Source organism: Streptomyces sp. NPDC104814 (assembly GCF_055583185.1).
In genome coordinates, this window is record NZ_JBVJOL010000010.1 from 165,893 (window position 1) to 177,979 (window position 12,087).

The following is a 12,087-nucleotide window of genomic DNA, read 5'->3' on the forward strand; positions in this document are numbered from 1 at the left end:
TACCTCCTGCCGCGCAGGTTCTGCGGCCCTACTTCTTGTCGAGCAGGTCCTGGACCTTGCCGCGCACCTCGTCCGTGGCCAGACCGCGGATCGTCAGCGTGGTGCGGCGGCGCAGCACGTCGTCCGCCGTCTCGGCCCACTCGTGGTCACGGGCGTAGACGACCTGCGCCCAGATCTCCGGGGCGTCGGGGTGGACCCGCTCGCCCAGCTCCGGGTTCTCGTTCGCCAGGCGGGCGATGTCGAACGCCAGCGATCCGTAGTGCGTCGCCAGGTGCCTGGCGGTGTCCGCGGCCATGCGCGGGCCCGGCGCCGGGCGGTCGATCAGCAGGCGGTGCGCGACCGCCCGCGGGTTGGCGACACCGGGCAGCGGCAGCTTCTTCGGCAGCGAGGCGATCGGCTCGAAGTCGTCGCCCAGCGGGTGACCCGGCAGCGCCTCCAGCTTCTGCATCACCGTACGGCCGATGTGGCGGAAGGTGGTCCACTTGCCGCCCGCGACGGACAGCATGCCGCCCTTGCCCTCGGTCACGACCGTCTCGCGCTTGGCCTTGGCGGTGTCCCCGGGGCCGCCCGGCAGCACCCGCAGCCCCGCGAAGGAGTACGTGATCAGGTCCCGGCTCAGCTGCTGGTCGCGGATCGAGAACGCGGCCTCGTCCAGGATCTGGGCTATGTCCTTGTCGTTGACCGAGACGTCCGCCGGGTCGCCCTCGAACTCCTCGTCCGTGGTGCCGAGCAGCAGCATGTCCTCCCAGGGGAGGGCGAAGGTGATGCGGTACTTGTCGATCGGCGTGGCCAGCGCCGCCTTCCACGGCGAGGTGCGCTTGAGGACCAGGTGCGCGCCCTTGGACAGGCGGATGGACGGCGCCGCGTTCGGGTCCTCCATCTTCCGCAGGTGGTCGACCCACGGACCGGTCGCGTTCAGCACCAGGCGGGCGTTGACGCCGAACTCCTCGCCCGACAGCCGGTCGCGCAGGTCGGCCCCGGTCACCCGGCCCCGGGTGAAGCGCAGGCCGGTCACCTCGGCGTGGTTGAGGACGACCGCGCCCGCGTCGACGGCCGCGCGGACCGTCATCAGCGCCATGCGCGCGTCGTTCATCTGGTCGTCGCCGTACACGGCCACGGCCTTGAGGTTGTCGGTGCGCAGCTCCGGCACGTCCTGCGCCGCCTTGGCGGGGGAGAGCAGGTGGCCGACGCCGTCACCGAACGCGGAGAGCGCGGAGTAGGCGAAGACACCCGCACCGAGCTTCGCCGCGCCGTGCGGCCCGCCCTTGTACACGGGGAGGTAGAACGTGAGCGGGTTCGCCAGGTGGGGGGCCACCTGACGGGAGACCGCACGGCGCTCGAAGTGGTTCTCCGCCACCAGCTTCACCGCACCGGTCTGCAGGTAGCGCAGACCGCCGTGCAGCAGCTTGGAGGAGGCGGAGGACGTGGCTCCGGCGAAGTCGCCGGCGTCCACCAGAGCCACCCTGAGGCCGGACTGCGCGGCGTGCCAGGCGGTGGAGATGCCCAGGATGCCGCCGCCGATCACGAGAAGGTCGTACGACGCCTTGGAAAGCTGCTCCCTGGTCTCGGCTCGGCTCGGGTTCGAGCCGGAGGCCGGGTGCGTCCCCAGGGCAGGCACGGACTGCAGGGTGGACTTGGTGGTCATGCTGTTCTTACTCCTCGTCCTCGAGCCAGCCCATGGTCCGCTCGACGGCCTTGAGCCAGTTCTTGTACTCACGGTCGCGGGTCTCCGCGTCCATGCGGGGGGTCCACTCGGCGGCCCGGCGCCAGTTGGCACGCAGGTCGTCGGTGCTGTTCCAGAAGCCGACGGCGAGACCGGCGGCGTAGGCGGCGCCCAGGCAGGTGGTCTCGGCGACCATCGGACGCACCACGGGGGCGTCCAGCACGTCCGACAGCGTCTGCATCAGCAGGTTGTTGGCCGTCATGCCGCCGTCGACCTTCAGCGTGGCCAGCTCGACGCCGGAGTCCTTCGTCATGGCGTCGGCGATCTCCCGCGTCTGCCAGGCGGTGGCCTCCAGGACGGCGCGCGCGAGGTGCGCCTTGGTGACGTACCGGGTCAGGCCGGCGATCACACCGCGGGCGTCGGAGCGCCAGTGCGGGGCGAACAGGCCGGAGAAGGCCGGCACGAAGTACGCGCCGCCGTTGTCCTCGACGGACAGCGCGAGGGTCTCGATCTCGGCGGCCGTGGAGATCAGGCCCATCTGGTCGCGCATCCACTGCACCAGCGAGCCGGTGACGGCGATCGAGCCCTCCAGGGCGTAGACCGTGTCCTGGTCGCCGATCTTGTAGCCGACGGTGGTGAGCAGACCGGCGTACGAGTTGATGATCTTGTCACCGGTGTTCATCACCATGAAGGTGCCGGTGCCGTACGTCGACTTGGTCTCGCCCTCGGCGAAGCAGGTCTGGCCGAACAGGGCCGCCTGCTGGTCGCCGAGCGCGGAGGCGACCGGGATGCCGCCGAGCAGGTCGCCCAGCTTGCCGCCGTTGATCTCGCCGTAGACCTCGGCGGAGGAGCGGATCTCGGGCAGGATCCGCAGGGGCACGCCGATCGACTCGGCGATCTTCTCGTCCCACTCCATGGTGTGCAGGTTCATCAGCATGGTGCGGGAGGCGTTGGTGACGTCGGTGACGTGCTTGCCGCCGTTCACACCACCGGTCAGGTTCCAGATGACCCAGGTGTCCATGGTGCCGAAGAGGATGTCCCCGGCCTCGGCGCGCTCCTTGAGACCCTCGACGTTGTCGAGCAGCCAGCGGGCCTTGGGGCCGGCGAAGTAGGAGGCGAGGGGGAGACCGGTCTCGCGGCGGAAGCGGTCCTGGCCGACGTTGCGGCCGAGCTCGCGGCACAGGGCGTCGGTGCGGGTGTCCTGCCAGACGATGGCGTTGTGGACGGGCTCACCGGTGTTCTTGTCCCACAGCACGGTGGTCTCGCGCTGGTTGGTGATGCCGATGGCCTTGATGTCGTCGCGGGTGATGCCGGCCTTGGCGACCGCGCCGGCGACGACCTCCTGGACGTTGGTCCAGATCTCGGTGGCGTTGTGCTCGACCCAGCCCGGCTTCGGGAAGATCTGCTCGTGCTCCTTCTGGTCGACGGAGACGATCCGGCCGTCCCGGTCGAAGACGATGCAGCGGCTGGAGGTGGTGCCCTGGTCGATGGCGGCGATGAAGGGGCCGGCGGTGTGCGCGTCGGTCACTGTGTGCTCCTGGGAGATCCGTCGTTGGGGGGCTGATGGCTACGGCGCGTGCGGTGCTCGGTGGGCCGCGGGGACGTCTCGCTGGTCCTCACGACCATCGTGAGCTGGCTCCTACGCGAATGCGACGTTGTAGAGGCCTGCGGCGATCGCGCCGCCGATCAGCGGACCGACCACCGGGATCCACGCGTAGGCCCAGTCCGAGCCGCCCTTGTTGGGCAGCGGCAGCAGGGCGTGCACGATGCGCGGGCCGAGGTCGCGGGCCGGGTTGATGGCGTAGCCGGTCGGACCGCCCAGGGACAGACCGATCGAGACGACCACCAGCGCGGTGATCAGACCGCCCAGGACGCCCAGGCCGTTGCCCTTGTCGTTGAGGCCCTGGGTGAGGACCGCGAGGATCAGCACGACCGTGCCGATGATCTCCGTCAGGAGGTTCTGCACCGTGTTCCGGATCTCCGGACCGGTGGAGAAGACGCCCAGGACCGGGCCGGCGCCCTTCTCCTGCGCCTCGACGGCCTTGGCCGTGGTGGCCTGCGCGCCCGGACCGCCGACGATCTCCTTGTCGGTCAGGTGCGCCTGGAACTGGCCGTAGTAGGCCACCCAGACCAGCGCGGCGCCGATCATCGCGCCGAGCAGCTGGCCGGCGAAGTAGACCGGCACGTTCGTCCAGTCACTGTCCTTGATGGCCAGGGCGACCGTCACGGCCGGGTTGAGGTGGGCACCGGAGAGCGGGCCGGAGATGTACACCGCCGTCATCACGGCGAAACCCCAGCCGAAGGCGATGGCGAGCCAGCCGGCGCCTCGGGCCTTGGAGGCCTTCAGAGTGACGGCGGCGCAGACGCCGCCGCCGAGGAGGATGAGAACGGCGGTACCTATGGTCTCGCCGATGAAGATGTCGGAGCTGGACACCCGCGACTCCTTTGTCCTTCGTCCAGGGGGGAAGCCGAACTCCCGGGTCCCTCCGGGGTTGCGGCGCCCTCGGGGTGAGAGCGAATCCGGCCCTTGGCGTTGTCACACTCTAGCGCGTATTGCCGGTAGGTGTTCGACAATGCCGACCGATGGACGGGAGTCTTGCTTCGCCTTCACAGGTGCGTCAAGAGGTCCGGGCAAGAGGTCTCGGTTCGAAAGCCCGATCGTTACTGATCGCTTCGCGCGGACGCCCCGGCCAGAGGGCACGACGAAGGGCCGGGGCGCGTCTCCAGCGCTCCGGCCCCGATGGTGGTACGACGTCTCAGAACCGCCCGGCGCCCAGGTCCCGCGACACCGCGCGGGCGCAGTCCCGCACGGCCGCGATCAGCTCGGGCCGCAGCTCCCCGTCCCGGCGCACCCGCTCCACGGCGCCGGTGATGCCCACCGCGCCCACCGGCATGCGCCGCCGGTCGTGGATGGGCGCGGCGATGGACGCGACGCCCTCCCAGGTCTCCTCCACATCGGCCGCGTAGCCCCGCGCGCGGGTGACGTCGAGGAGGCGCTCGAAGGCGTCCAGGTCGCACACCGTGCGGTCGGTGAAGGCCTTGCGGTCGGACTCCAGGGCCTCGCTGTGCGCCACCGGGTCGTAGGCGGACAGCACCTTGCCCAGCGCCGTGGAGTGCAACGGCTGCATCGCCCCGATCTCCAGCACTTGCCGGCTGTCGTCCGGCCGGAAGACGTGGTGCACGATCAGCACGCCCTGCTGGTGCAGCACACCCAGGTAGACGCTCTCCCCGCTGGAGCGGGCCAGGTCGTCGGTCCACACCAGGGCGCGGGCGCGCAGCTCGTGCACATCGAGATAGGTGGTGCCCAGGCGCAGCAGCTCCGCGCCCAGCTGGTAGCGCCCGGAGGCGTCGTCCTGCTCCACGAACCCCTCCGCCTGGAGGGTGCGCAGGATGCCGTGCGCGGTGCCCTTGGCGAGGCCGAGCGCGGAGGCGATGTCCGACAGGCCCAGGCGCCGCTCGCCGCCCCCGAGCAGCCGCAGCATCGCGGCCGCCCGCTCGAGCGACTGGATGTTCCGTGCCATCGCCGTCCTGCCTCCGTCCCCATTGGCCGCCCATCCGGGTGCTGCCACCGTCGTTCGGCAATGTCGAACACTACCGGTCCATGCCGACCTCCCGCCAATGGTCGGACGGTACTTGTTACGCCATGCGCGGCGTGTCGGCCACACTGGGGTGCCTGCGGGACGCCCCGGACCCGGTCGTACGTCCCCGGCCCTCATACGCGGTCGAACGTCTCCGGGGCCCGCCCCCGCCGCGGCCTACGTCCCCGTGACCGCGGCCGACCCCGATGTACGTCCCCGGCGTCCGCCCCCGTCCTCCCTCACCCGTTCGGCGCGGCGCACCGCACCGGCTCACGTGGCTTCTCCGGGCCGGGTGCCCCGCTCCCGCGCCCGTCCGCCTCGTGGACGCTCTGCCCATCCTCGACCTGTCCCGGTTAGGCTGGCGCCGTGCGCCTCGCCTGAATACCGCGCGAAGCCGCATAGCCGACAGCCGTCGCATCAAAGGGAGCCCCTTCATGGCCTCGTCGCCGCTGACCCCTTCCGCCGACAGCCGGACACGTGTGTCCGCGCTCCGAGAGGCGCTCGCCACCCGTGTGGTGGTCGCCGACGGAGCGATGGGCACCATGCTCCAGGCGCAGGACCCCACCCTGGACGACTTCCAGCAGCTCGAAGGCTGCAACGAGATCCTCAACGTCACCCGCCCCGACATCGTCCGCTCGGTCCACGAGGAGTACTTCGCGGCCGGCGTGGACTGCGTCGAGACGAACACCTTCGGCGCCAACCACACGGCCGCCGCCGAGTACGAGATCTCCGACCGCGTCCACGAGCTGTCCGAGGCCGGCGCCCGCATCGCCCGCGAGGTGGCCGACGAGTTCGCCGCCCGCGACGGACGCCCCCGCTGGGTGCTCGGCTCCGTCGGCCCCGGCACCAAGCTGCCCACGCTCGGCCACGTCGGCTACACGACGATCCGCGACGGCTACCAGGCCAACGCCGAGGGCCTGCTCGCCGGCGGCGCCGACGCCCTGATCGTGGAGACCACGCAGGACCTGCTGCAGACCAAGGCCTCCGTCGTCGCCGCCCGCCGCGCGATCGAGCTGTCCGGCCTCGACGTACCGCTGCTGGTGTCGATGGCCTTCGAGACGACCGGCACCATGCTGCTCGGCTCCGAGATCGGCGCCGCGCTGACCGCGCTGGAGCCGCTCGGCATCGACATGATCGGCCTGAACTGCTCCACCGGCCCCGCCGAGATGAGCGAGCACCTGCGCTACCTCACGCGCCACTCCCGCATCCCGCTGCTGTGCATGCCCAACGCCGGTCTGCCGATCCTCACCAAGGACGGCGCGCACTTCCCGCTCGGCCCCGAGGGCCTGGCCGACGCCCAGGAGAACTTCGTCCGCGACTACGGCCTGTCCCTGGTGGGCGGCTGCTGCGGTACGACCCCCGAGCACCTGCGGCAGGTCGTGGAGCGGGTGCGTGACCTCGCCCCCGCCGAGCGCCACCCGGCCCCCGAGCCGGGTGCCGCCTCCCTCTACCAGACGGTGCCGTTCCGGCAGGACACCTCCTACCTCGCGATCGGTGAGCGCACCAACGCCAACGGGTCGAAGAAGTTCCGTGAGGCGATGCTGGAGGGCCGCTGGGACGACTGCGTGGAGATGGCCCGCGAGCAGATCCGCGAGGGCGCGCACATGCTCGACCTGTGCGTGGACTACGTCGGCCGCGACGGCGTCGCGGACATGGAGGAACTGGCCGGGCGCTTCGCCACGGCGTCGACGCTGCCGATCGTGCTGGACTCCACGGAGGTGCCGGTCATCCGGGCCGGGCTGGAGAAGCTCGGCGGCCGCGCGGTGATCAACTCGGTGAACTACGAGGACGGGGACGGCCCCGAGTCCCGCTTCGCCAAGGTCACCCAGCTCGCCAAGGAGCACGGCGCGGCGCTGATCGCGCTGACCATCGACGAGGAGGGCCAGGCCCGCACGGCTGAGAAGAAGGTGGAGATCGCCGAGCGGCTGATCGCCGACCTGACCGGGAACTGGGGCATCCGTGAGGAGGACATCCTCATCGACTGCCTCACCTTCACCATCTGTACCGGTCAGGAGGAGTCCCGCAAGGACGGCGTCGCCACCATCGAGGGCATCCGCGAACTCAAGCGCCGCCACCCGAACGTGCAGACCACCCTCGGTCTGTCGAACATCTCCTTCGGTCTGAACCCGGCCGCCCGCATCCTGCTCAACTCCGTCTTCCTGGACGAGTGTGTGAAGGCCGGGCTGGACTCGGCGATCGTGCACGCCTCGAAGATCCTGCCGATCGCCCGGTTCAGCGAGGAAGAGGTCCAAACCGCGCTGGACCTGATCCACGACCGGCGCGCCGAGGGCTACGACCCGCTGCAGAAGCTCATGCAGCTGTTCGAGGGCGCGACCGCCAAGTCGCTGAAGGCGTCCAAGGCCGAGGAGCTGGCCGCGCTGCCGCTCGAGGAGCGCCTCAAGCGCCGCATCATCGACGGCGAGCGCAACGGCCTGGAGGCCGACCTCGACGAGGCGCTCACCGCCCGCTCCGCCCTGGACATCGTCAACGAGACGCTGCTGGACGGCATGAAGGTGGTCGGTGAGCTGTTCGGCTCCGGCCAGATGCAGCTGCCGTTCGTCCTCCAGTCCGCCGAGGTGATGAAGACGGCCGTCGCCCACCTCGAACCGCACATGGAGAAGACCGACGAGGCGGGCAAGGGCACGATCGTGCTGGCCACGGTCCGCGGGGACGTGCACGACATCGGCAAGAACCTGGTCGACATCATCCTGTCGAACAACGGCTACAACGTGGTCAACCTGGGCATCAAGCAGCCCGTCTCGGCGATCCTGGAGGCCGCCGAGGAACACCGGGCCGATGTGATCGGCATGTCCGGGCTGCTGGTGAAGTCCACAGTGATCATGAAGGAGAACCTGGAGGAGCTCAACCAGCGCGAGCTCGCCGGCAAGTACCCGGTCATCCTCGGCGGCGCCGCGCTGACCCGCGCCTACGTCGAGCAGGACCTGCACGAGATCTACCAGGGCGAGGTCCGCTACGCCCGTGACGCCTTCGAGGGCCTGCGCCTGATGGACGCCCTCATCGGCGTCAAGCGCGGCGTGCCCGGCGCCAAGCTGCCCGAGCTGAAGCAGCGCCGGGTCAGGGCGGCGACCGTCGAGGTCGAGGAGCGCCCGCAGGAGGGGCACGTCCGCTCCGACGTGGCCACCGACAACCCGGTGCCCGAGCCGCCGTTCTGGGGCACCCGCGTCATCAAGGGCATCCAGCTCAAGGAGTACGCCTCCTGGCTCGACGAGGGCGCCCTGTTCAAGGGCCAGTGGGGGCTGAAGCAGGCCCGCACCGGCGAGGGCCCCACCTACGAGGAGCTGGTCGAGTCCGAGGGCCGGCCCCGGCTGCGCGGCCTGCTGGACCGCCTGCAGACGGAGAACCTGCTGGAGGCGGCCGTCGTCTACGGCTACTTCCCGTGCGTGTCCAAGGACGACGACCTGATCGTCCTGGACGAGCAGGGCAACGAACGCACCCGCTTCACCTTCCCGCGCCAGCGCCGCGGCCGCCGGCTGTGCCTGGCCGACTTCTTCCGCCCGGAGGAGTCGGGACAGACCGACGTCGTCGGCTTCCAGGTCGTGACCGTCGGCTCGCGCATCGGCGAGGAGACGGCGCGCATGTTCGAGGCCAACGCCTACCGCGACTACCTGGAGCTGCACGGCCTGTCCGTCCAGCTCGCGGAGGCCCTCGCCGAGTACTGGCACGCGCGCGTGCGCTCCGAGCTCGGATTCGCCGGCGAGGACCCGGCCGAGATCGAGGGCATGTTCGAGCTGAAGTACCGCGGTGCCCGCTTCTCGCTGGGCTACGGCGCCTGCCCCGACCTGGAGGACCGCGCCAAGATCGCCGACCTGCTCCAGCCGGAACGCATCGGCGTGCACCTGTCGGAGGAGTTCCAGCTTCACCCCGAGCAGTCCACCGACGCCATCGTGATCCACCACCCGGAGGCGAAGTACTTCAACGCACGGTGACCCCGTTCGACAGGCCGTGACCGGCATCTTGGGCATGTCGATCGAATTCGTCGTACACTGGTCGGTCCACCGCAGGCCGGTTCCCGTCGGGAACCGGCCTGATCGTCCCCAAGGAGGTACGCCGGATGACGACGACGGTCCCCGCACCCGGTACCAAGACGGCCGAAGGCTCCGCACTGCAGGCCGTCCTCCTGGACATGGACGGCACCCTGGTGGACACCGAGGGCTTCTGGTGGGACGTCGAGGTCGAGGTGTTCGCCGCCCTCGGCCACGCCCTCGACGACGCATGGCGCCATGTCGTGGTCGGCGGTCCCATGACCCGCAGCGCGGGGTTCCTGATCGAGGCGACGGGCGCCGACATCCCCCTCGCCGAGCTGACCGTCCTGCTCAACCAGGGCTTCGAGGACCGGATCGGCGAGGCCCTGCCGCTGATGCCGGGCGCGGCCCGGCTGCTGGCGGAACTGCACGAGCAGGGCGTGCCGACCGCCCTGGTCTCCGCCTCCCACCGCCGCATCATCGACCGCGTGCTGACCACGCTCGGCCCCCACCACTTCTCGCTGAGCATCGCCGGCGACGAGGTCTCCCGGACCAAGCCGCACCCCGACCCCTACCTGCTCGCGGCAGCCGGCCTGGGCGTCGACCCGACCCGCTGCGCCGTCGTCGAGGACACCGCCACCGGCGTCGCGGCCGCCGAGGCCGCCGGCTGCCACGTCGTCGCCGTACCCTCCGTGGCACCCATCGGACCCGCCGACCGGCGCACCGTCGTGACCTCGCTCGAAGAAGTCGATCTCGCATTTCTGCGCGGCCTGATGACGCAAATGCGCTGACGGAAATGCGGTAACCGTTCACCCAGCGTGTCCCGGCCATTGCCGGGACATTCCGCCCAGGGGCGGCGGACGGCGCTCCGGCGGAATTCACGGCGCACGCCGAGGGCGAATTGCGCCCCCGTGCCCCCCTGCCCGCGTGTGACGTTCCCCACGCCCGGCAGGCCCGGGCCGGGGCTGACGCGGCGCCACACACCCCCAACGGCGGCCGCAGCGCGCACCCTTGTGTCCCGATTGATGAAACCCTGCACGAATCCTTCCCCTGTCGGGTTTTCGTTGCGTCCCCGCCCGGTTTCGCAGCGTGATGGGGCACCGGCTCCATGGCCCGCGAACCGGCCCGCGGGCGCGGACTAATCTCATCGCGAGAACATCGCCCCTTACCCCCGTGCTCCGCTGCGACACCCCTGCATGCCGGATACACGGAGTCAGACGCTCTGGAGAAACTCGAGCATGAACCGCAAGACTCTGGTGCTGCCGGCCATGGCAGGCCTGCTCGCCCCCGTGCTCGCCGCGTGCGGCAGCACCGACGGCAGCAGCAGCGGCGGGAAGGCCATCGTCGTCGGCACCACGGACCGGTTCACCGCCACGAAGGACGCCCCGGCGCCGCTCGACCCCGCCTACGCCTACGACGTCGGCAGCTGGAACATCCTGCGCCAGACCGTGCAGACCCTGATGACCCTGCCCAAGGGCGGCGGCCAGCCGGTCCCCGAGGCGGCGCAGAGCTGCGGCTTCACCGACAGCGGCAACGAGCGCTACGCCTGCAAGCTGCGCGACGGACTGACGTTCGCGGGCGGCGACGCCGTCACCGCGAACGCCGTGAAGTACTCCATCGACCGCGCCCGCGCCATCCAGGCCGACTCCGGAGTGGCGTCCCTGCTGTCCACCGTCGACACGGTCGAGACCCAGGGCGACAAGGAGGTCGTCTTCCACCTGAAGACCGCCGACGCGACCTTCCCGTACAAGCTGTCCACCCCCGTCGCGGGCATCGTCGACCCCGCCGACTACCCCAAGGACAAACTGCGCGAAGGCTTCTCGGTCGACGGCTCCGGGCCGTACACCCTCAAGGCCGAGACCAGCGGCGACTCCATGACCAAGGCCGTCTTCACCAAGAACCCCGACTACAAGGGGTCCTTGACCGTGAACAACGACAAGGTCGAGCTGGACTCCTTCGACAGCGCCGACGCCATGGGCGCAGCGCTCGAAAAGGGCGACATCGACCTCATGAGCCGCACCATGTCCCCGGACCAGGTGCGCAAGCTGCAGGCCGGCTCCGGCAAGAACATCGACCTGCTGGACATGCCCGGCCTGGAGATCCGCTACCTGGCCTTCAACACCGACGCCCCGTCCGTCAAGGACAAGGCCGTGCGCCAGGCCGTCGCCCAGGTCGTCGACCGCGCCGCCCTCGTCTCCCAGGTGTACGGCACCCAGGCCGAAGCCCTGTACTCCCTGGTCCCGGCCACCGTCACCGGCCACTCCAACTCGTTCTTCAACAAGTACGGCGAGCCCAGCAAGGCCAAGGCCAAGTCGCTGCTCGCGAAGGCCGGCATCACCACCCCGGTCAAGCTGACCCTGCACTACACCACCGACCACTACGGCGCGGTCACCAAGCGCGAGTTCGAGGTGCTCCAGCAGCAGCTCAACGCCAGCGGGCTGTTCGACGTCCAGATCCAGGGCACCCCCTGGGACGCCTTCGTCCCCGCCGAGCGCAAGGGCACCTACGACGTGTGGGGCATGGGCTGGTTCCCGGACTTCCCGGACGCCGACAACTACCTCGCGCCGTTCCTCGACAAGGACAACTTCCTCAAGTCGCCGTACCGCAACAGCGAGATCATCAACCAGCTGATCCCGCAGTCCCGGCGCGAGGCCGACCGCCTCGCCGCCGCGCGGAGCCTGACGGACATCCAGGACATCGTGGCCGACGACGTGCCCGTTCTGCCGCTGTGGCAGGGTAAGCAGTACGTCGCCGCCCGCGACGACATCACGGGCACCGCCTACGCGTTGAACAACACCTCGACCCTGCAGCTGTGGGAGCTGGGCCGCGGTGTGAGCGGCTGACGCACCCTTGCCCGGGACCC

General features: G+C 70.3%; 7 protein-coding genes. 3 read left to right on the forward strand and 4 right to left on the reverse strand.

The genetic code is table 11. The features are described from left to right. Positions 1 to 28: 28 nt before the first annotated feature. The 4 genes from ACZ64A_RS29140 to ACZ64A_RS29155 form a co-directional block, all read right to left on the reverse strand. Complete coding sequence (locus tag ACZ64A_RS29140; protein WP_469814524.1) at positions 29 to 1,645, reverse strand: glycerol-3-phosphate dehydrogenase/oxidase; 1,617 nt, start codon at positions 1,643 to 1,645, stop codon at positions 29 to 31. Between the two features lie 7 nt (positions 1,646 to 1,652). Then, positions 1,653 to 3,191 carry a glycerol kinase GlpK gene (gene glpK / locus ACZ64A_RS29145; RefSeq protein ID WP_469814526.1) on the reverse strand — a complete coding sequence of 513 codons (1,539 nt, stop codon included), beginning with the start codon at positions 3,189 to 3,191 and terminating at the stop codon, positions 1,653 to 1,655. 111 nt (positions 3,192 to 3,302) lie between these two features. Continuing rightward, on the reverse strand, positions 3,303 to 4,097 hold the full coding sequence (locus ACZ64A_RS29150) for an MIP/aquaporin family protein (protein ID WP_469814528.1): 795 nt from the start codon (positions 4,095 to 4,097) through the stop codon (positions 3,303 to 3,305). Between the two features lie 322 nt (positions 4,098 to 4,419). Next, the gene (locus ACZ64A_RS29155) at positions 4,420 to 5,184 is read right to left on the reverse strand and encodes an IclR family transcriptional regulator (protein WP_469814529.1); all 765 of its coding nucleotides are present in this window, start codon (positions 5,182 to 5,184) and stop codon (positions 4,420 to 4,422) included. Between the two features lie 491 nt (positions 5,185 to 5,675). Here ACZ64A_RS29155 and metH point away from each other — a divergent pair, with 491 nt between their 5' ends. The 3 genes from metH (at position 5,676) to ACZ64A_RS29170 (ending at position 12,067) form a co-directional block, all read left to right on the forward strand. Further along, complete coding sequence (gene metH / locus ACZ64A_RS29160; protein ID WP_469814532.1) at positions 5,676 to 9,188, forward strand: methionine synthase; 3,513 nt, start codon at positions 5,676 to 5,678, stop codon at positions 9,186 to 9,188. Between the two features lie 125 nt (positions 9,189 to 9,313). Further along, positions 9,314 to 10,015 (forward strand): HAD family hydrolase, encoded by a 702-nt coding sequence (locus ACZ64A_RS29165; RefSeq protein WP_469814533.1) that lies wholly within the window; start codon positions 9,314 to 9,316, stop codon positions 10,013 to 10,015. Between the two features lie 447 nt (positions 10,016 to 10,462). Further along, positions 10,463 to 12,067, forward strand: coding sequence for an ABC transporter substrate-binding protein (locus tag ACZ64A_RS29170; protein ID WP_469814535.1), 1,605 nt, complete (start codon positions 10,463 to 10,465; stop codon positions 12,065 to 12,067). Positions 12,068 to 12,087 lie beyond the last annotated feature (20 nt).